This window comes from Sedimenticola hydrogenitrophicus, assembly GCF_025175675.1.
Classification (GTDB): Bacteria; Pseudomonadota; Gammaproteobacteria; order Chromatiales; family Chromatiaceae; genus Sedimenticola; species Sedimenticola hydrogenitrophicus.
This window is the reverse complement of sequence record NZ_JANIOA010000046.1, coordinates 12,469-32,034: the sequence shown is the minus strand read 5'-3', so window position 1 is coordinate 32,034 and position 19,566 is coordinate 12,469. Positions and strand designations below refer to the sequence as shown.

At 61.3% G+C, this 19,566-nt stretch carries 15 protein-coding genes; 11 read left to right on the top strand and 4 right to left on the bottom strand.

Going from position 1 to position 19,566, the window contains the following annotated elements; translation table 11 throughout:
* Nucleotides 1-307 precede the first annotated feature (307 nt).
* The 4 genes from NPX02_RS18335 to NPX02_RS18320 all read left to right on the top strand — a co-directional run bounded on the left by NPX02_RS18335 (nucleotide 308) and on the right by NPX02_RS18320 (nucleotide 3,784).
* Nucleotides 308-742, top strand: coding sequence for a hemerythrin domain-containing protein (locus NPX02_RS18335; RefSeq protein ID WP_260295364.1), 435 nt, complete (start codon nucleotides 308-310; stop codon nucleotides 740-742).
* Nucleotides 742-999, top strand: coding sequence for a DUF2249 domain-containing protein (locus NPX02_RS18330; RefSeq protein ID WP_260295363.1), 258 nt, complete (start codon nucleotides 742-744; stop codon nucleotides 997-999). Before NPX02_RS18335 ends, NPX02_RS18330 begins: the two co-directional genes overlap by 1 nt.
* 186 nt (nucleotides 1,000-1,185) lie before the next feature.
* Nucleotides 1,186-2,544 (top strand): hypothetical protein, encoded by a 1,359-nt coding sequence (locus NPX02_RS18325; protein WP_260295362.1) that lies wholly within the window; start codon nucleotides 1,186-1,188, stop codon nucleotides 2,542-2,544.
* Nucleotides 2,545-3,076: 532 nt separating this feature from the next.
* Nucleotides 3,077-3,784, top strand: coding sequence for a Crp/Fnr family transcriptional regulator (locus NPX02_RS18320; RefSeq protein ID WP_260295360.1), 708 nt, complete (start codon nucleotides 3,077-3,079; stop codon nucleotides 3,782-3,784).
* A 94-nt stretch (nucleotides 3,785-3,878) separates the two neighbouring features.
* On the opposite strand, the gene nadA is transcribed toward NPX02_RS18320, so the two are convergent.
* Together nadA and NPX02_RS18310 are read right to left on the bottom strand one after the other, a co-directional pair.
* The gene (gene nadA, locus NPX02_RS18315) at nucleotides 3,879-4,931 is read right to left on the bottom strand and encodes a quinolinate synthase NadA (protein WP_260295359.1); all 1,053 of its coding nucleotides are present in this window, start codon (nucleotides 4,929-4,931) and stop codon (nucleotides 3,879-3,881) included.
* A gap of 25 nt (nucleotides 4,932-4,956) precedes the next feature.
* Nucleotides 4,957-5,625, bottom strand: coding sequence for an NUDIX hydrolase (locus tag NPX02_RS18310; protein ID WP_260295358.1), 669 nt, complete (start codon nucleotides 5,623-5,625; stop codon nucleotides 4,957-4,959).
* Nucleotides 5,626-5,792: 167 nt separating this feature from the next.
* On the opposite strand from NPX02_RS18310, the gene NPX02_RS18305 reads away from it, so the two are divergent.
* Together NPX02_RS18305 and NPX02_RS18300 are read left to right on the top strand one after the other, a co-directional pair.
* Entirely contained in the window at nucleotides 5,793-6,659 is an 867-nt protein-coding gene (locus NPX02_RS18305; RefSeq protein WP_260295356.1) for an HDOD domain-containing protein, read from the top strand.
* A gap of 195 nt (nucleotides 6,660-6,854) precedes the next feature.
* Nucleotides 6,855-8,042 carry a sensor domain-containing diguanylate cyclase gene (locus NPX02_RS18300; protein ID WP_260295355.1) on the top strand — a complete coding sequence of 396 codons (1,188 nt, stop codon included), beginning with the start codon at nucleotides 6,855-6,857 and terminating at the stop codon, nucleotides 8,040-8,042.
* Nucleotides 8,043-8,054: 12 nt separating this feature from the next.
* On the opposite strand, the gene NPX02_RS18295 is transcribed toward NPX02_RS18300, so the two are convergent.
* Together NPX02_RS18295 and NPX02_RS18290 are read right to left on the bottom strand one after the other, a co-directional pair.
* Nucleotides 8,055-8,963, bottom strand: a complete 909-nt coding sequence (locus tag NPX02_RS18295; RefSeq protein ID WP_260295354.1) for an ROK family protein — start codon at nucleotides 8,961-8,963, stop codon at nucleotides 8,055-8,057.
* Nucleotides 8,964-8,982: 19 nt separating this feature from the next.
* A complete protein-coding gene (locus tag NPX02_RS18290) occupies nucleotides 8,983-10,518 on the bottom strand; it encodes a dynamin family protein (RefSeq protein WP_260295353.1) in 1,536 nt (511 codons plus the stop codon).
* A gap of 504 nt (nucleotides 10,519-11,022) precedes the next feature.
* Here NPX02_RS18290 and NPX02_RS18285 point away from each other — a divergent pair.
* The 5 genes from NPX02_RS18285 (at nucleotide 11,023) to NPX02_RS18265 (ending at nucleotide 18,364) form a co-directional block, all read left to right on the top strand.
* Nucleotides 11,023-11,418, top strand: a complete 396-nt coding sequence (locus tag NPX02_RS18285; RefSeq protein WP_260295351.1) for an SCP-2 sterol transfer family protein — start codon at nucleotides 11,023-11,025, stop codon at nucleotides 11,416-11,418.
* A gap of 233 nt (nucleotides 11,419-11,651) precedes the next feature.
* Nucleotides 11,652-12,830: an efflux RND transporter periplasmic adaptor subunit gene (locus tag NPX02_RS18280; protein ID WP_418067349.1), complete on the top strand. Its 1,179-nt coding sequence runs from the start codon at nucleotides 11,652-11,654 to the stop codon at nucleotides 12,828-12,830.
* Between the two features lie 73 nt (nucleotides 12,831-12,903).
* Complete coding sequence (locus tag NPX02_RS18275) at nucleotides 12,904-16,875, top strand: efflux RND transporter permease subunit (RefSeq protein ID WP_260295366.1); 3,972 nt, start codon at nucleotides 12,904-12,906, stop codon at nucleotides 16,873-16,875.
* The gene (locus NPX02_RS18270) at nucleotides 16,868-17,509 is read left to right on the top strand and encodes a hypothetical protein (protein WP_260295349.1); all 642 of its coding nucleotides are present in this window, start codon (nucleotides 16,868-16,870) and stop codon (nucleotides 17,507-17,509) included. Before NPX02_RS18275 ends, NPX02_RS18270 begins: the two co-directional genes overlap by 8 nt.
* A gap of 84 nt (nucleotides 17,510-17,593) precedes the next feature.
* The gene (locus tag NPX02_RS18265; protein ID WP_260295347.1) at nucleotides 17,594-18,364 is read left to right on the top strand and encodes a hypothetical protein; all 771 of its coding nucleotides are present in this window, start codon (nucleotides 17,594-17,596) and stop codon (nucleotides 18,362-18,364) included.
* Nucleotides 18,365-19,566 lie beyond the last annotated feature (1,202 nt).

Sequence of the window (19,566 nt, the reverse complement as noted above, 5' to 3'; positions counted from 1 at the left end):
CGCCAGGAAAAGGAGGAAGAAAAACGCGGTTCCACCATAAAAGATGTTCCGCGCCATGGTTTTTGTGAAGGCCTGGGCCATTGTTACCCCCCATTATTTTTCCGTATGTAAGTACCGCGAAAGGTGTACAGGGAGGCATTAGGCCTGCAGTTCCCCCTGGATTCCTTGACTTTGATCAAGAGAATATTATGGATCGGTAACGTTTTGAATTTGCTCTGGATTGATTGAAATCAAGGTGCCAGGGGGCGGGTATTTCGATACTCTACCGCTCCGGAATATTTAAACTGACAATGTGAGAATACGAGTAATGACAACGATCACCGAAACCATGGCACGCAATCACCGGCATTGCGATGAACTTTTTGCTCAAGCGGAGGAGTTGATTGCGCAGGGAGACTGGGTGCAGGGACGTGAGCAGTTTGAGGCCTTTCGTGATACCACCGAAAACCATTTCACGATGGAGGAGGGGGTGCTTTTTCCCGGTTTCGAACAGCGTACCGGCCAGACAATGGGACCGACCCAGATGATGCGCATGGAGCACGCGCAGATGCGCCAGCTGATGGCGGACATGGAAGCGGCGGTGGCGCATGAGGATGATGAACGCTATCTGGGACTTTCCGAAACCATGATGATGGTGATGCAGCAACACAATATGAAAGAGGAGCAGATGCTTTATCCGATGACGGATCAGGCGTTCGCCGATGATGCGGAAGCCACCCTGCAAGAGATGAAAATGCTCTAATGGAAGTGCGGATCGATGTAAGCAAGCTGGAGCCCTGCGAGCCGCTGGAACGAACCCTGGAGGCGATACAGCAGTTGCATCCGGGGGATTATCTGCGTGTACTGCATCGGCGTGAACCTCACCTGCTCTACCCCCTGTTGGAAAAAAGCGGTTTTACCTGGCAATGCCGGGGCGACGAGTCGGGGGGCTATGAGGTATTCATCTGGAAGACGGATGATCTTGCCGCGGCCCTTGCTGTGGAGTCTGTCAGCGAGTAGCTGGAACCTTTATTTACAACGTTCTCCTCGGATATAGATATATAGTATCGTTTGGTAACTACTCGCCCGGTCAGTAAGTGATTGGCCGGCGAGGCAGGCCAATCACCCCGTGAGTAGTTACATCGTTTGATACTTTATCGTTCGATACTCAATTGTTTGGTTATGAACTGACGGCTTGGTTAACAGATGCTCAACACCGCGACGCTCTCCCTGGATCAGGCTCCGCCGATTTCGATTCCCTTCAGGTACTTTCTGACCGCGCCGCTATTTGGTCTGGCCGCGGCGCTGATGTTGCTGATCAATGGCCCCGATCTGTTCCTCACCCGCTGGTCGCCCCTGACCCTGGGCCTGACCCATATGATCACGCTCGGCATGCTGGCGATGGTGATGTGCGGTGCGCTATTGCAGATGCTGCCCGTGATCGCGGGTTCACCTGTACCCGGGGTGGTTGCGGTCGGCACTTTCTGTCATATCCTGATCACCCTGGGAACCGGCATGCTGATTTTTGCCTTTCTATCGGGGAGTGTTGTCGGTGAGGTGGTGGCGCTGGGCATGATGGGCGGTGGCGTCATCGTGTTTTTTGTCGCCGTTACGATCGCCCTGTGGCGGGTCAAGCACGTCAGTGCCACGATTGTCGCGATACGCCTTGCCGTGGCCGCCTTACTGATTACGCTGTTGTTCGGCTTGCTGCTGGGGAGCGGCATTCTCGGCTCCCTGGGGTTCGGGGATATCGCCTCGCTGGTGGATGTCCATCTCGCCTGGGGCCTGTTGGGCTGGATCGGGCTGTTGCTGATCGGTATTTCTTATCAGGTGGTTCCCATGTTTCAGGTGACGCCGGAATACCCGCCCCGCCTGCGTCGGCTGCTGGCGCCCGCGCTGTTTGTCGGCTTGTTGATCTGGACCCTGCTGATGCTGGGGGCGATCTCCGGGGTGGTGAACGGGTGGGTAGCGGAGGTGGGAATGTTCATTCTGATCTGCGGCTTCGTGCTCTATGCGGTGACGACTATCCGGCTGCAGGCGCAGCGAAAACGCCGGGTCCCGGATATCACCCTGCTGTTCTGGCGTACCGGCATGCTGTTCATTCCCTTCTGCGCACTGATCTGGATAGCCGGGAGCGTCTCACCCGCTATCGGCAATGACCCCCATTACAGTCTACTCCTCGGCGTGGGCCTGCTGCTGGGAGTGGGCGTGGCCGTAATCAACGGTATGCTGTACAAGATCGTCCCCTTCCTCTCCTGGTTCCACCTGCAGAACCGGCAGATGAGTCTGATGTGCATGACCGTGAAGGTGCCGAACATGAAGGAGTTTATCCCTGACAAGGCCGCGCGCCTGCAATTGTATCTGTTTCAGGCGTCCTTGCTGTTGACCCTGGCGGCCACGCTGTTCCCCGCTTGGTTTGCCCACTTGGCGGGACTGTTCTTCCTTGCGTCGAATGCCCTGCTGATGAAAAATCTGCTGCTCGCCATGCATCGGTATCGGCAGACCCTCCACGCCCTGTCGGCCTATGCGGAGAGTGCCCAATCGTCCAGCGACGGCGTGGGTTGAGCGCCGCAAAACCCGGAATTCTTCCTGTCCGCAGGAGATTCCGGCGGAGTGGTCCCGGCTTTTGCCATCACTATTAGCCCTACCTGGAAAAATTTCAGCCGCGAGGAGTGGTGCAGGAGGAGTGGTACAGGGATGTACCGTTTACGGAGCCGAGGATGCCATGCACCGTATACGGACCTAAGGATGGAGTGAAAGCGAATAAATTCACTATAATCCCGTCAGGTGGTTTGGTGGGCGCCAGAGCGGTGAGGCATACGGACAAGTTCATAATGGGCGGGACCCAGGAGAACCACGGATGCACACAGATAAACACGGATTCGGTATTCTGATCTCCTATCTGTGTGAATCCGTGTCCATCCGTGGTTCCCTACTAACCGGGCCGGGATAACTAAACGGCTATTGAAAGCCATACTTAGAATTACTGATGTCCATGTGAAGTGATTTCCATCAGTTGTTTTCTGCGCTAAAATACCCACTCCTCAAATATTAACTTACTGAAAGTTAAGCAATTGTTACTATTGATGGTGTGACTATGCCGACCGAACTGAGTGAGGCCTTCCTTTTTTCCCAGCTTGATGAGGGTCAGTTGGAGCGCGTTCGCAAGATGAGCAGCGAGATCCGCTTGCAGGATAATGAGGCCCTGTTTGAGGTGGGTGATGAGGCGAGGCGCTTCTTTCTGGTCCAGGAGGGGCAGATAAAACTCTCCCGGCTCTCAATGAACGGCAACGAGAAGGTGATTGAAGTGGTAACGGCGGGTTATACATTCGCCGAGGCCCTGATGTTCTCGGATAAACCGTCATATCCGGTACGTGCCACATCCATCGGCAAATCGCGACTCGTCGCGGTGGACAGCCGGGGCTTCCTGGATCTGCTCAGGGAGTCGACCGATACCTGTTTCCGGGTCATGGGCGATATGAGCATGCGGCTGCGCCGCATGATCAAGGAGATCGATGACCTGACCCTGCAGAGTGCCACCGGCCGGGTGGCCGGTTATCTGTGCGGTAAATCCATGTTAAAGGGCCAGACGCGGGTCGCCTTTGAGCTGGCGACTCCAAAAGGGGTGTTGGCCTCACGACTGTCGGTGAAGCCGGAGACCTTCTCGAGAATTCTGCACAACTTTACCGACCAGGGGCTGGTCAAGGTGCGGGGCGGTCATATTGAAATCCTCGATGTCGATGGGCTGCGCAAACATGCCGAGTCGTCGGGTATCTGCGGCCAGCAGATCGGCCCGGAGAGTTGATGTCGGGGTTGCTGATCCCAGGTTAAACGAAAGAGGGCGCTTCAGGGCGCCCTCTCTCGTTTAGTCATGATCGATCACCGGCCGGATGCGCGGGCTATTTCTGCCGGCTCCGGGCGAAATCCAGCATCCGCTGTATCGGTTTCACCGCCAGCTCCCTGATGTCCGGATCGATCAGGATTTCGTTATTTTCCCGTTCCAGTACCTGCAGCAGATTCTGCAGTGCGTTCATGCCCATCCAGGGGCAGTGGGCACAGCTCTCGCAGGTGGCGCCTTCACCGGCGGTGGGCGCCTCGATCAGTTTCTTGTGTGGCGCCAGCTGCTTCATCTTGTGGAAGATGCCGCCATCGGTGGCGACGATGAATTCACTGTTGTCCATCTCCACCACCGCCTTGATCAGGGCGGTGGTGGAGCCCACCACATCGGCCTGCTCGATCACCGCCTCGGGGGATTCGGGATGAACCAGCACGGCGGCGTCCGGGTGCAGTCGCCGGACCCTTTCCAGGGCCACCGATTTGAACTCCTCATGCACCACGCAGGCGCCGTTCCAGAACAGCATGTCGGCGCCGGTCAGCTTCTGTACGTAGTGACCGAGGTGCTTGTCCGGAGCCCAGATGATCTTTTCACCGCGGGCGGCCAGATGCTCGACGATCGGCAGGGCGATGCCGGAGGTGACGACCCAGTCGGCACGCGCCTTCACCCGGGCACTGGTATTGGCATACACCACCACCGTGTGATCGGGATACTGATCACAGTAGGCGCTGAATTCATCGGCCGGACAGCCTTCGTCCAGGGAGCAGGTGGCGTCCAGGTCGGGCATCAGAATCCGCTTTTCCGGATTGAGGATCTTCGCGGTCTCGCCCATGAAGCGGACACCGCAGACCACCAGGGTGGTGGCCTCCTGCTGGGCGCCGAAGCGGGCCATTTCCAGGGAGTCGGAGACACAGCCACCGGTCTCCTCCGCCAGCTCCTGCAGGTCGCCATCGGTGTAGTAGTGGGCCACCAGTACGGCATTGCGTGCCTTCAACAGCGCCTTGATGCGCGCCTTGATCGCCTGTTTCTCATCCGCATTGAGGATCGGCCATTGCGGATGGGGAGGGACGATGACCGGGTGCAGTCGGATTTCTGCAGGAGCGATTGTCTGCGTCATGGTGTTCTCTCTGTGGTTGGTCGGCTCAGCGTATGATATCGACCCGATCCGGGGCGGTTAGTCGGTAGATTTTAGCCGGGCGGTGATTGCCGTTGCGGCGCTTGTCGCCGATCTCTTCCAGGCGGTTGAGGGCCAGGGCCCATTTGCGGAAATTCCGCTTATCGAGTTTTTCGTTGCGCAGGATCTCGTACACCGATTGCAGTTCGCTCAGGGTGAATGTCTCCGGCATGAGCTGGAATGCAATGGTGGAGTAATGGGTCTTGGCGGCGAGCCGTTCGCGTGCCAGGCGAATGATCTCCGCGTGGTCAAAGGCCAGTTCCGGGAGCCGCTGCAGCGGAAACCAGGCGGCCTCGGCGGCATCGCTGCCGGGCGACAGGCTGAGCTTGTCGGCCGATACCAGGGCATAATAGGTGACGCTGATGACCCGCTCCCGCGGGTCCCGGTCGGGACACCCGAAGGTGTAGAGCTGTTCCATGTAGAGATCGGCGACCCCGGTCTCCTCCGCCAACTCCCGTTTGGCACAGCTGTCCAGATCCTCGTCGATTTCAAGAAAGCCTCCGGGTAACGCCCAGCGGTCCTTGTACGGCTCACGCGCCCGGCGTATCAGCAGCAGTTGCAGCTGCTGGTCGCGCAGGGCGAAGACCGCCACATCGGTGGTGACGGCAGGGTGGGGGTATTGGTACTGAAAAGGCACGGCTATCCGATTACTAAGTGTTAAAAATACACTATATCTTGGTCGTTGCGCTGCAACATGTCAAGCGGTCTGTTTATCCGGTTATCCGGGTAGATGTGATAGCCACTAAAGAAAACCCGCCAACCCCCGCTAACATGGATACGAAAATAACCGGGAACACTATTGCTATGGACGCTGAACAAGAGCGCGTGGTGCGGGAACTGCTCAAGGTCAAGCAGCTGCCGCCACTCTCGACCACCGCCGCCAAACTGCTGGAGGCCGTCTCCAACGACGACATCGACTTGAAGGCGCTGGCGGCGATTATCGATCAGGATCCGGGGCTGGCCGCGCGCATCGTGGGGTTGGCTAACTCGGCCTATTTCGCCCAGCCTGCGCCGGTCTACAGCGTGGAGGAGGCCATTATCCGGGTGCTCGGCTTGAATATGGTCAAGAGCCTCGCCCTGGGCATCAGCATCGCCGGGGTGTTCAACCTGGAAAAGTGTCCTGTTTTTGATCTGCCGGGTTACTGGTATAAAGCCTTGGCGGCCGGCCAGCTGGCACGGTCGCTCGCCCTGTTGCTGCCGGCGGCGCGGCGACCGGATGCGGCGGCGCTCTATCTGGGCGGACTGTTCCACAATCTTGGGGCCCTGCTGCTGGTGCATGTGATGGGCGAGGCCTACACCGCCGTCCTGCAGGTGGCGGCACTGGAACCGGCGGGAAATCTGCTGGATATCGAACGGGAACGACTCGGGATGGACCATCGGCAAGCGGGGGCCTGGTTGACCGAGCGCTGGCACCTGCCACCCGTCATTGTGACCATGATGGGATCTCTCGGCGACGACAGCTATTCCGGTGCGCATCAGACAGCGATCAACCTGTTGAATAGCGCGGTCGACTGGGTGGGCGCTATTCGTAGCGGCGAGGCGTACGCACTGGTCGACTGCCGCTGGCTGGATAACATCGATGGGCTGGATCGGGAGCGGACCCCCCAGGTCGAAGAGACCTTGCGCCATCAGTTGGATGATCTGGAACGGGTCGCGGGACAGCTGGCATGAACGTAACTACTCACGGGGTGATTGACCTGCCTTGCCGGCGACGTGAACGGATTCACTAATGCCGCGAGGGCAGGGATGCCCAGGAGCGGCCTCACACGATGGCTCCTCCAAGATCGGCCAACAAGGCACGCCAATCACTTATAGACCGGGTGAGTAGTTACGCATGAACAAGAATACCAACTAAAGAGATCCAATGTGATATTTGGCCATCAGGACCATTTTTTTTCACTTGTCGATTCACTCTCGGCCATCCGCCTGCTCTCCCGGATACCGCTGGAGGGTGTCCCGGAGGGGCTGTTGTTGAGCCGGGCACTGGAGGCACTGATCGAGTACCAGGACCTCGAGCAGTGTTCGATTTTTCTGCTCGAGGGTGAGGTGTTGCGCTGCGCGGTGGGGGGTGGCCTGAATACCTTCGGCCGGCGCGATCCCGAGCAGCCCGCAACGGAGGGCGCAAGCATGCTGTTCAGCGCCGGGGAAGGGATCATGGGGCTGGCCCTGGAGAGCGGCCAGATTCAGTATTGCCGCAACTGCAAGACCGATCCGCGTTTCAAACCCTTCGCCAACACCACCCTGTTCTATGGCGATGGTTCGCTGATCTCCGCCCCTATCGTCTCGGATGACGAGGTGTTGGGTGTGCTCAATGTGTCCCATCATCAGCCGGAGTTTTTCCAGACCTGGCATCAGCATTTTCTCATGTTGTTCGCCAATTTTCTCGGTCGGCTGCTGCATCTGCACCGTCTGGTCAACCGGCTTGAGGAGCGGATCAGCTCACGCACCCAGGCATTGGCCCAGTCGCTGGAGGAGTCAGAGCGGTTGCGCGCACGCTACCAGGAACGCTCGATCATGGATGAGCTGACCGGGCTGTACAATCGGCGCTATTTCTTCTCCGAAGGTGAACCGATGCTCGCCCGGGCGGTGCGTTACGGTCACCCGCTGGGGCTGTTGCTGATCGATGTGGATCAGCTGCGAGGGCTCAATGACAAATGGGGGCACCTGGCGGGGGATCAGGCGATCTGCCGGATAGCGGAGACCCTGCAAAAAGAGGCGCGCACGGGTGATCTGCTGGCCCGGCTGGGAGACAGCGAATTTGCGCTGCTGCTGCCCCATACCCTGCCGGATGGACTGGAGAGTATGGCCGGACGCATTCAGGCGGCGGTCGCCGAGCTGGAGTTGCGGCCGCAGGATGAACCGGTGAATCTCTCCGTGAGCATCGGCATGACCACGTTGTGCCGACAGGCGGAGATCAGGCTTGTGGATCAGCTTGACCTGCTCTATCGCCAGGCCGGTTACGCGGTTGACCGGTGTAAGCAGGTGGGGCGCAACCGGCGGCTGTTCTATGCGGCGGCGCTGGAGCCGGCCCTCGGACCGTTGCCGGATGAGTGATCGGTGCCCGGCTTAGTCCTGTTCGCCCACAGCCCAGAGCCAGGCGGCGCCGCGCACCCCGCTGGCGTCGCCATGCCGCGGTGGCAGCAAGCGGGTACGCACCACATCAGAGAAGATATAGTCCGTCCAGACCCGCGGTACCTGTTGATACAGTCGCGCGACGTTGGATAAGCCGCCGCCGAGGATAATCGCTTCGGGATCCAGGAGATTGATGACTGCGGCGAGACTGCGTGCCAGCCGATCCTCGTAACGCGCCATGACCCGTTGCGCCGCTTGCTCCTGTTGTGCCAGTCGTTCGGACAACGCCGCGGCACTGATCGATACCCCCGTCTCCCGGTGGTAATCGGCGGCCAGGCCGGCCCCCGACAGGAAGGTCTCGATACAGCCCCTTTTTCCGCAATAGCAGGCCGCCCCGGGCTGCTCCGCCGTACCGGGCCAGGGGAGTGGGTTGTGTCCCCATTCACCGGCGATGCGGTTGGCTCCGGAGATCAGGCTGCCATTGATGACGATCCCGCCCCCGACACCGGTGCCGATGATGACACCGAAAACCGAAGCGTAGCCCTGACCGGCGCCGTCGATGGACTCCGAGAGGGCAAAGCAGTCGGCATCATTGGCCAGGCGCACGGGACGCTCCAGCAGCCGTTCGAGATCCTGTTGCAGGGGGTTGCCATTCAGGCAGGTGGAGTTGGCGTTTCTGATCAGTTCGCTGGCAGGAGAGAGTGATCCGGGCGTGCCGATGCCGACCGTGCCGCGCCGGCCGGTCTCCTGTTCGATGCGCTGTATCAGTCCGGCCACCGCAAGGAGGGTGGCCCGGTAGTCACCTGCGGGTGTCGGGATGCGCCGCCGGGTCAGGCGCTGGCCCCGCTCATCCAGGGCCAGCGCCTCTATCTTGGTGCCGCCGAGATCAACCCCGATACGCATGGCTTGCGTCGCGGGAGAATCAGGAGGGAGCGGTGGAGGCCGGACTCAATGGTGCCTCCGCATCCGGCTCGATCTGCGCGGCGGCGAGCAGGGGTTGGTTCTCCAGGTGTACCGAGGCGTCCCCCGACGGATTGGTAAAGCGGTCATTGAGGGTCTGCACGTAGTTGTCGGCATCCTCCTTGACCTGGGCCAGGCGTTTCCTGGCGCCGCGTCCCCAACCGGCCGGGACGTTGCTGAAGATGCTGCGCCAGGGCTTGGTGTTACGCAGGAAGGCGTTGCTCAGGTTGCCGCGGAGCGCCAGCTTGTCCGTCTGCCGTTTCAGCTGACCCAACAGACTGCGGGCCGCCAGCGAGCGGATCAGGAAATGCAGCCCCAGTACCACGGCCAGGCTGGCGATCGTCACGCCGATCTGCAGGGGCGGACTGGCCAGGAGGGCGTCCAGCCAGGGTGGTGCAAAACTGAATCCCTGCCAATAACCCTGGTTCAGGGTGATGGCGACCAGGGCGATCAACAGCAGCCCGAAGGTCAGCGCATCGCCCCAGAGTACGCGTCTTTTCCAGCGCGCGATGGCCTCCCTGACGGCGGGTATGGCCCGCTCCTCGATGTCCCGCGCGGTTCGTTCCAGTACCCCGACAATACGGTAGGCACGTTCGATCTCCACCTCATGCATGCGGTTGTGGATCTCTTCCAGATCCGCATCGCGTTTGCGTTCGAAGCGCTGGCGGAGATTATCGTCATCGATCGGCACGGCGGCATCCGGGTTATAGATGGTGTAGAAGCGGCCGGCGGTCAGGCCCCTTTCTCCCAGAGCCCGCTGCCAGGCGGCCACCACCTCTTCCGGATTGTCCTCGCGCGCGGCGGAATCGATCTGGTTGAGGATATAGAGAAACTTGCCCGCATCATTGCGGCTGATGGTATTGCTCACCAGGTGGTTCAGGGTATCCTGCATGGCGCCCGGTTCCGGATGGCGGGCGTCGAAGAACACCAGGACCAGGTCGGAGAGGTCGATGATGTGATCGGTGATGCGCAGCGTGGAGGTGCGCTGGGCATCGGCATCGAATCCCGGGGAATCGATCAGGATCTTGCCGCGCAGTCGGTCGCTGGGGCAGGTCTTCAACTGCAGGTAGGAGTCGATGCGCTCCCCCTCGCCCTTGGCGACCCGCTCGATATCCTCGCTCATCTGGTAGAAGGGGAAGCGTGGATCCGCGTCCAGCGCCACTCCCGGCAGGGCGTGTGCCGTTTTCTCCCGGCTATAGCAGGTGACGGTGAACTTGTCGTCCACGGCCTGATTTCCGGTACGCTGCAGCTTGTAGTCGAGGTAGTGATTGATGAAGGTGGATTTGCCGGATGAGAAAGTGCCGAGCACGGCGATCAGCGGCCACCAGGGTATCTGGGTGGCATAGGATTCATCGGTGCCGAGCAGACCGGTGCGGTAGGCGATGCGGTCCAGCTTCTTGAAACTCTGTACTGTCTTGAGCAGTACCGGGTTCTCTTGTTCCAGATGGCTCTCTAGATGTTTCAGACGTCCCTCGATAAGTCTTCCTGCCGTGTTCATGAACTGCTCCTGGTGTAGGGAAAGGGGTATAAGCCTCGACCGCGCTATATTCTGGCCATCTACCCGTCAGGTGTTGCCTGAGGGATCCTGCTTTTGTAGGGGCGGATTTATCCGCGAATCTCGCAGCCGAGGCCGCTCCTGCGGGATGATTTACCCTGCCTAATCGACTTCAGCAAATAATCGGAATAGCGTCGTTCTTTTGCCTCAGATCACTGTTACCCCGGATTTATCTACCGGCAATACTAACGCGCCACAACGCCGGGTGGTAGTCTGGCGATGTGGTTTCCAGCACCCGACGGGTACTGTGGCTGGCCGGCCGGGGCCGGATGTTGGAGAGCTGACGGGAGAAAAACCGTATTTGCCCAAGTACTTATATATATGCTATCCGTTGCAGATTGTACTCGGGCTATTGCAGAATATCAGTATATAAGAGATACTTAATAGACTTGCCCGGCATCATGCCCGGATACGGCCGAAGGATCTTACAGGTGAGGGAGCGAGAACATGACGGAACTTTTTTCGGAAGCGTGGATGCAGCGTTTTATGGACCAGTGGAATGACGAGCCCCAACTGGCCGGTGCCCTGGAGCAGATCGGTTTCGGCAGTGTGATCGGCTACGGGTTCGACGGCGAGGCGCAGCCGCGTGGTGTGATCAACGTGGAAAACGGCCACGCGGTATCGGCCGGGGCCTACCAGGGAGAGGTTCTGAACTGGGATATCCGTTGCAGTGAAGCGCAGTGGAAAAAGTGGATCGGCAAGCCGCCCGGCATGATGGGGCTCGGGGTGGCGTTTACCTCGGGCAAAATGAAATTCAAGGTGGGCGACTATGCCTCCATGCTGAAGGATCCGCGCATGGCCGGTCCGTTCATCAAGAGTTTTGCCGTCATGGCTAAGGCCTGACGGCGTGAGGATCGTGTCGAGGACACGGTCCGGTAGCGTTGCCGTAGCCGATCTCTCCGTTATTCATCATAACGGTGAGACCCGCCTTGACGGCGCATTACCACATCCGTCCAGGGCGCGTGTAGCATAAGACGCCCGGCGATTTGAGAATACCCCGCACTCTGCCGCTCGTGGTAGAGTCAATCGGGGTGGTATTTCAATAGCAGTTAAAAATCAGCGGGATAACTAGAAAAATGGAAATACAGGTCCATGCGATTGCGCTGGCGGCAGCCCTTGGTGTCGCCGCCATGTTGCCCCGGCTGGGTGTTGCGCAGACGGCTGCGCAGACAGCCGCTCAGACACAGGGTGGCGAATACTTTGTCGTCCAGCAGGCGCGCGGCACCTCAACCGTCTCGCTCGGCGGAACGGTGATGCCCTACAAGGAGGTGACGCTGACGGCCCAACTGCCCGGGCGGGTAAGGCACTTGGCCGGTATCGAGGGGGATACCTTTGATAAGGGGACGCTGCTGGTAGCCCTGGACGACAGTGAGTTGCTGGCCACGCGCAATGCCGCCCTGGCCCAGCTGGCCAATGCCGATGCGCAACTGCGTGCCGCCGGGGTGCAGTATAACCGTGAACTCTGGTCGCCCCAGTCCCAGCAGGCGATGGGTGGCATGGGCTTGCCGAACCTGTTCGACCAGATGTTCACGCGGCCGATGGAGGGCTTCTCCGGCAACCGTAACCAGACCGTGGAACGGCGTGCCGACCTGTACAGCTCCGGGGTGCAGATCACCCAGGCACAGAATGCCATCCTTTCCGCCCAGTCCCAGATCCAGGCGATCGACGCCAAGCTGCGCGATGCCATCAGTCTGGCGCCGTTTGACGGGGTGATCCTGAAGAAGTTCGTCGAGGTGGGGGATACCATGCAGCCGGGTCAGCCGCTGCTGGTGTATGCCGATGTGGAGTATCTGCAGATCATGGTGGACGTGCCGGCCAGGCTGCGCCCCGGTCTCTATGAGCAGATGATGCTGCAGGCGGAACTGGATGTTACCGGTCAGGTAGTGCCGGTACGGGTGGCGCAGATCTTCCCGACCGCCGATTCACAGCGCCACACCGTCAAGGTGAAGTTTGACCTGCCCCAGGGGGTCTCCGCTCCCGGCATGTATGTCAAGGTCAGGGTGCCGGACCACACCGCACCGGCGCGCAATCATCCGGTCATTCCCGCCTCCTCCATCCGCTACAACGGGAGTCTGCCGGGGGTCTATGTGGAAGGTCAAAATGGCCGCCCGGAACTGCGCCTGATTCGGGCCGGCGAAAGCCTGGACAACGGTTTTGTCAGTGTGCTCTCCGGTTTGAGTGCCGGTGAACGGATACTGCGCGATCCTGCAAGCGGAATCGCCTCGGGCTGGACCCGTCCTGTGGATCAACGCTGAACGGGCGTGAAGCCGCCGGTATCCGTGAACGCCATCCAGGCCTGTCATAGCGCTGCAACCAAGTGTGAAAATGATGAATCAGGAAGATGCAAATAAAGATGAGCGGAACAACGCGCAACTGACCGACGAGCAATTGGGGCTTGCCGGGCGTACCGCGCGCTTCTTCATCAACTCGCCGCTCTCGCCGCTGTTTTTTATCTCCATGATGCTGATGGGACTGCTGGGCCTGATGATGACGCCCCGGCAGGAGGACCCGCAGATCTCGGTGCCGATGGTGGACATCTTCGTCCAGTACACCGGCGCCTCCGCCGACCAGGTCTCCAATCTCGCCATCGAGCCGCTGGAGCGGATCATGAGCGAGATCGACGGCGTCAAGCACGTCTACTCCGCCTCGCAGCGTGGCATGGGCATGGTGACCATCGAATTTGATGTGGGCGAGCAGATGGGCCCCTCGCTGGTCAAGGTGAACGACAAGCTCGACTCCAACATGGACCGGATTCCTCCCGGGGTGTCGCCACCCCTGGTCAAGGCCAAGGGCATTGACGACGTACCGGTGGTCAACATCACCCTCTGGTCCAGGGATCTGGACAGCAACGGCCTGCCGGACGTGGATGACGGCCAGCTGCGCATGCTGGCGCACGATGTGCTGCAGAGCATCAAGGAGATCCCGGATACCGGCAACGGTTTCGTGGTGGGCGGGCGTGCCGAGCAGGTGACCATCGAGGTATCGCCGGAGCGGCTCTCCGGCTACGGTATCAGCCTGGATCAGGTGGCCAACCGCATCCAGACCTCCAACAGCGAGCAGCAGGCGGGCGGAGTCGAATCCGGCAACACCCGCTTCACGGTGATGACCGGCGCCTTCCTCAAGACCACCGACGATATCAGCCGCCTGGTGATCGGCACCCACAACGACGTGCCGGTCTATGTGCACGACGTGGCGCGGGTGGTGCAGGGTCCCGAGGATGCCCAGCAGCTGGTGGCCTATTACACGGGTCCGGCCGGCGAGCATGAGCAACCGGCCAGCGGCATTCCCGCTGTGACCATAGCCGTGGCCAAGAAACCGGGAGTAAACGGTGTTACCGTGGCCGGTGCCATTATCGACCGGGTCGAGCACCTGAAGGGACTGCGCATCCCCTCCAACGTCGGTGTCAGCATCACCCGCAACTACGGTGAAACGGCCGAGGACAAGGTCAACGAGCTGATCTTCAAGCTGTTCGTCGCCACCGGTTTCGTGTTCCTGCTGGTGCTGTTCGCGTTCCGCGCCCTGCGCCCGGCCATCGTGGTGGTGCTGGTGATCCCGGTGGTGCTGTTGATGACCATCTTCTACGCCTGGGTGACCGGCTACACCATCGACCGGGTCAGCCTGTTCGCCCTGATCTTCTCCATCGGCATCCTGGTGGATGACGCCATCGTGGTGGTGGAGAACATCTACCGGCGCTGGCTGGAGAAAGGCTCCACCGACGCCTATACCGCGGTGGACGCGGTGCGGGAGGTGGGCAATCCCACCATCCTGGCCACCTTTACCGTGATCGCGGCGCTGCTGCCGATGGGCTTCGTCACCGGCATGATGGGGCCCTACATGGAACCGATTCCGGCGCTGGGTTCGGCCGCCATGCTGATCTCCCTGTTCGCCGCCTTCGTCTTCACCCCCTGGCTGGCTATCTCCCGCTGGCTGCGACCCAGCATGGCCTACCTGGAGGTGGCGGAAGAGCGCGAGAAGGTGGGTACGCAACGCCTGGCGCGCTTTTACGAAAAGATCCTCACCCCGCTGATCCGCTCGCGCAACAAGCGCATCCTGTTCCGCGTGCTGTTGTGGGGGAGCTTCCTCTTCGCCTGTTCCATGTTTTACACCCAGTGGGTGACGGTGAAGATGCTGCCGCTGGACAACAAGCCCGAGTTCTCGGTGGTGCTGGACATGCCGGAGGGCACGGCCCTGCCGGTCACCGCCAACCTGGCGCACCGCATCGCCGAGCGGCTGCGTCAGATGCCCGAGGTGTCGGCCCTGCAGGTGTATGTGGGTACCGCCCGTCCATTCGATTTCAACGGCATGGTGCGTCACTACTATCTGCGTCAGGACCCGTGGCAGGCGGAGGTCCAGGTACAGCTGCTGCACAAGAGCAAGCGGGAGCGCAGCAGCCATGAGCTGGCACTGGCGGCGCGCGAGGCGGTCAGGGAGATCACCCGTGAATCGGGGGCCAGGTTCGCCGTCGTGGAGATGCCGCCCGGGCCGCCGGTGCTGCAGTCGGTGGTGGCCGAGGTGCATGGTCCGACCCCGGAGATCCGCCGCCAGCTGGCCGCCGATCTGACCGGCATATTCGAGCAGACGGAGAGTCTGGTGGATGTGGACAACTACCTGCGCGGCAGCTACGAGTATTGGTTGTTTAAGGTGGATACCGAGAAGGCGGTACGGCGCGGTGTCTCGGTCGACACCATCAACCGCAATCTCTCCATGGCGCTGGGCGGAATGCGCCTGGGCGACGTGAAGCAGAAGGCGGGGCATGAGCCGATCAATATCCTGATCCAGGTGCCGCTGGCCGAGCGTTCGCAGATCAACCGGCTGGGCGATCTGCCGATCCAGTCCACCAGTGGGGTCACCCTGCCGCTGCGCGAGCTGGGCGCCTTCGAGATGATGCAGGAGGAGCCGATCATCTATCACAAGGACCTGCGCCCGGTGGAGTATGTGGTGGCCGATGTGGGTGGCGAACTGGCGGCCCCGGTGTACGGCATGTTCCAGGTGCAGGACCTGCTGGCGGCCGATTACACGGCACCCGACGGAGTCAAGGTGGACGCCTTCTGGTTCAAGCCGCCGGCCGACGATAACAGCTCCAGCATCGAGTGGACCGGCGAGTGGACGGTGACCTTCGAGACCTTCCGCGACATGGGGGCGGCGTTCATGGTGGCGCTGGTACTGATCTATATCCTGGTGGTGTGGGAGTTCGGCAATTTCCGCATTCCGGCGCTGATCATGGCGCCGATTCCCCTGACCCTGCTGGGCATCATCCCCATGCATGCGCTGATGGGGGCGGAGTTCACCGCCACCTCAATGATCGGCTGGATTGCCCTGGCCGGCATCATCGTGCGCAATTCGATCCTGTTGGTGGACTTCTCCATCCACGAGATCCAGCGCGGGGTGTCGGTGGAGCAGGCGGTAATACGCGCCTGCACCACCCGGACCCGGCCGATCATGATTACCGCCCTGGCCCTGGTGTGCGGCTCCAGCGTGATCTTTACCGATCCGATCTTCCAGGGCATGGCCATCTCGCTGGCCTCGGGCGTCATGGTCTCCACCATCCTGACCCTGATCGTTATCCCGCTCGGCTGCATGAAGGCCAGCGCCGCGCTTTGTGAAGTGGCGGCCGCCGGTTATGACGGCGGCAATACCCCACTGCCGGAGCTGGTCGATGAGCCCTCCTGCGCGGCGGCTCCGCCCACTGTCCGGGGTCCCTCGCTGCTGCTGGTGCTATGGGGCAAGATCGCCAGCCTGCTGCTGATGCTGTTCTATGCCGGGCGTGGAATCTTCCTGCTGCTGGGAGAACTGCTGCCGCGGCCTAAAGCCGATGTGCCTCCATCCGCCATGGAAGCCGCTGTTGCGCCGCCACCGGTGACCAAGGGCCCGTCGTCACCGGGCGGCGAAGGCGCCAACGCGAACGCACCGAAAGCGGGGCAAGATACGGGGCCGGCGGTTTCTCGGGCAACAGTTGCCGATGATCGGGGCGAAGACCGGCCGGCAGCGGTCAAGCGTGCCGCCGGGAAGGCCGCGGCAATGAAAAAACCGACCCCGGAGAAAAAAACGGCGCCAGAGAAAACACCGGTTCCCGGGAAAAAGGCGGCGGCCGGAACAAAGTTGGCCGCCAAGAAAAAAGCCGACAAGAAGGCGGCCGCCAAGATCCAGTCGGCACTGCCACGCAGCGCGCCCCCTCCGGGGCCCGTGACGGAGCCGGCGTCCGCTGGCGATGATGTGCACACCTTGCCGACCCCGGCTGGACGCAAGGGGGGGCGGCGCGGGATTCGCCTGAAGGTGGATAATGAGAGCGGTATTGAGTGAACAGGTGGTGAGGGCTCACGCAAAAATAAGTTCCGGTATTCGATCGCCCCTGGACCCCGCTGGCGGCGTTACGCTTTTTGGCAAGGGAACAGCCATTGCCTGCAAAGCGTGCCTCGCCAGCGGGGCCCAGGAACACCCTCGGTACTACGAAATTATGCTTGCGCGAGCCCTGAACAGAGTGGCAGGCAGGATGGTGCTGAGGCGGCTGCTCGCCCTGGGCATCCTGTGTGCCCTGGTGCTGCCGCGGCTGCTGATTGCCGAAGGGGTCGGGCCGTGGTATGGAAAATTCCGTCCCCTGCATCAACCGGGGGAGAAGCCTCCGGTCGCGCAGCGAGCGCGGCGCTATTCCGGCGAGGCGGGATATCACCTGAGGGGGCCGACGGACGCTCCCCCCGCCTATGCACCGTCAGGCGACCCATACCCGCGGAGGCCGGCGGTGCAGAGCGGTTTTTTCATGGCTTATCCGCATGGATCGCCGGGTCTGCGATTCCGGTCCGGTCCGCGCAGCGGCAAGGCGCCGGCGCAGCGGGCGTCCTCCGTTCGTTCGCTGGACAAGGGCTTCTACCCTGTGCTGTCGGCGCCGCCGGAATCGGCCTACCGCTTCCGGCCACCGGGGCGGGGCCGTCATGAGTAGCCCGATGGTCTCGTGCGGGAGACCGAAATAGAAGAAAACAGGCCCATCCGGCGACAGTATCCGGAGGCCATTTTGGAGGTATAGATGTCTATCCGTGGTCAATGCATGTCACTTGGCCTCTCGCTACTGGTTGCCGGTGTGGCACCCGGTGTGGCTCGGGGCGAGGCGAGCCCCCCCGCCGCGGTGGAATTTTCCGCCGATACCGTCCAGACTGATCCGCAAAAGCGGCAGCGGGTCGGCCATATCTATGTCGGCACCAGTCGCATACGCAGTGAGATGGAACAGAATGGCCAGCCGGTGGTTAATATCATCGATACCGGGCAGCGGATAACCTGGGTACTCTATCCACAGCAGCGAAGTTATATCGAATATCGGATGGAGACCGGGGAGGAGACAGCGCCGGAGAGCCCCTGTGCCGGTATCCCCGGCGCCCGTTGTAAACGGTTGGGTGATGAACCTGTCGATGGCCGCCCCGCCAGCAAATGGCAGGTGATGCTGCCGTCGCCGCGCGGTGTGGTGGAAAGTACCCAGTGGATCGGCAAACAGCGCTCATTCCTGTTGCGGCAGGAGATCCAGGGAGGGACGGTGATGGAACAGCGTCTGCTGGCGATGGAAGTGCTCCATGGACGTTCCGTCGAGAAGTGGGAGATGGTCCTGACCCAGGGCGAGCAGCCGGCCCAGCGTTCTACCCGCTGGTTTGATCCGCAACTCAATCTGGCGATCAAGGAGGCAAATCCGGGAGGCTATGTCCGTGAGCTGCAGAACATCACGATCGGGCCGCAGGATCCGGAGCTGTTCAAGATACCGGAACAGTTCAAGCAAATCGTACCGCAGCAGCCGGGTCAGCAACGCTAGGAGCCTGTCGGATTTAACACTGACCTACTGCGGAAAAGCCGAATTTGGCCATATTTTCCGATCTTTCTCGTTAAATAGGTCCACTATTCGCCTCGAAAGATCGAAAAATCTGGCTCAAATCGGCTTTCCCTCGCTACGGTCGGTCAAACCCGACAGGCTCCTAGCTGACGGAGTGCCGGGAAACGCATTGAGTGATCGGATGATCATGGAGTAAAGCTATGAAGATCAGATTCGGATGGATATTGACGACGGTCGCCTTGGCCCTGGCCGGGATGGCGGGGGGAGCATTCGCGGCTCCGGCGGGCCTGCCCCAGCAGATGCTGCCCGGCTATGCGCCGGCATCACCCGATCGGGGAGTTGCCAGCTTCCGGCCGCATTATCGCATGCAGCCCGCGCAGTGGATGCCGCGCTTCGCCCGGCCCGGTGTCAGACGGCCGATGCACGCGCCACTACCGCGGGCCGCAGCCTGGCCGATACCGGTGAGTTATCGTCCCATCGCACCGCCGCCTCCGCGGATGCCCCGCTATGGCTACCCGGGACAAGGGCCGCGCTGGTCCGCTTACCCGTTGCCGGGCCAAGTCCCATTCCCAGTCCCGGTCAGGGGGTATGGAGTGCGGCCGATGCCGTGGACCGGGTACCCCTATCCGTCGCGTCCGCCGATCGGAGCCTGGGGTTATCCTCGCCCGGTGCCGTATCGGCAACGCCCGGCCTATCCGCCGGTTGCCCCTGCCTTCCTGCCTCCGCCGTTGCGGATGCCGCCGGCCGTGGCGGGCGCGCCGCCGCCCTATTCCGGGTATCCCGGTCGGCCCTGGCTCAGACAGCCGGCGCGGCCGGCGCCACCTGCGGTTGCCGGGCAACTGGCCAGACGTTACCAGCCCTATGCGGGCTATCCGGGGGCACGACGGGATTATCGATTTCGCCCCATGCCCCGGTCGGTGGCACTTCAGGGCCACCCTGTCGCAATGCCGTACCGACCCGGCCCGGCCTATCCACGGGACTACCGTTTCCGCCAGGATCCACGTTTTCATCCACTAGTCGGGCAGCGGATGCCCACCGCTCCCTATCGCTATGGGCAGCCCCTGGCGCGTGGCGGGGCGGCCTACGGACCCGGCCACCGGGACGCGTCGCTGGCCATCCGGGACGGTGGGGCGCCACCCATGTGGCGGTAGGGTGGCGGCAGGGATATTGAGTTGCCGCTGTAG

Bases quoted from the DNA above. Each gene is read 5' to 3' on its own strand.
- NPX02_RS18335 (WP_260295364.1), top strand. From the start codon at position 308: ATGACAACGATCACCGAAACCATGGCACGCAATCACCGGCATTGCGAT.
- NPX02_RS18330 (WP_260295363.1), top strand. From the start codon at position 742: ATGGAAGTGCGGATCGATGTAAGCAAGCTGGAGCCCTGCGAGCCGCTG.
- NPX02_RS18325 (WP_260295362.1), top strand. From the start codon at position 1,186: ATGCTCAACACCGCGACGCTCTCCCTGGATCAGGCTCCGCCGATTTCG.
- NPX02_RS18320 (WP_260295360.1), top strand. From the start codon at position 3,077: ATGCCGACCGAACTGAGTGAGGCCTTCCTTTTTTCCCAGCTTGATGAG.
- nadA (WP_260295359.1), bottom strand. From the start codon at position 4,931: ATGACGCAGACAATCGCTCCTGCAGAAATCCGACTGCACCCGGTCATC.
- NPX02_RS18305 (WP_260295356.1), top strand. From the start codon at position 5,793: ATGGACGCTGAACAAGAGCGCGTGGTGCGGGAACTGCTCAAGGTCAAG.
- NPX02_RS18295 (WP_260295354.1), bottom strand. From the start codon at position 8,963: ATGCGTATCGGGGTTGATCTCGGCGGCACCAAGATAGAGGCGCTGGCC.
- NPX02_RS18290 (WP_260295353.1), bottom strand. From the start codon at position 10,518: ATGAACACGGCAGGAAGACTTATCGAGGGACGTCTGAAACATCTAGAG.
- NPX02_RS18285 (WP_260295351.1), top strand. From the start codon at position 11,023: ATGACGGAACTTTTTTCGGAAGCGTGGATGCAGCGTTTTATGGACCAG.
- NPX02_RS18280 (WP_418067349.1), top strand. From the start codon at position 11,652: ATGGAAATACAGGTCCATGCGATTGCGCTGGCGGCAGCCCTTGGTGTC.
- NPX02_RS18275 (WP_260295366.1), top strand. From the start codon at position 12,904: ATGAATCAGGAAGATGCAAATAAAGATGAGCGGAACAACGCGCAACTG.
- NPX02_RS18265 (WP_260295347.1), top strand. From the start codon at position 17,594: ATGTCTATCCGTGGTCAATGCATGTCACTTGGCCTCTCGCTACTGGTT.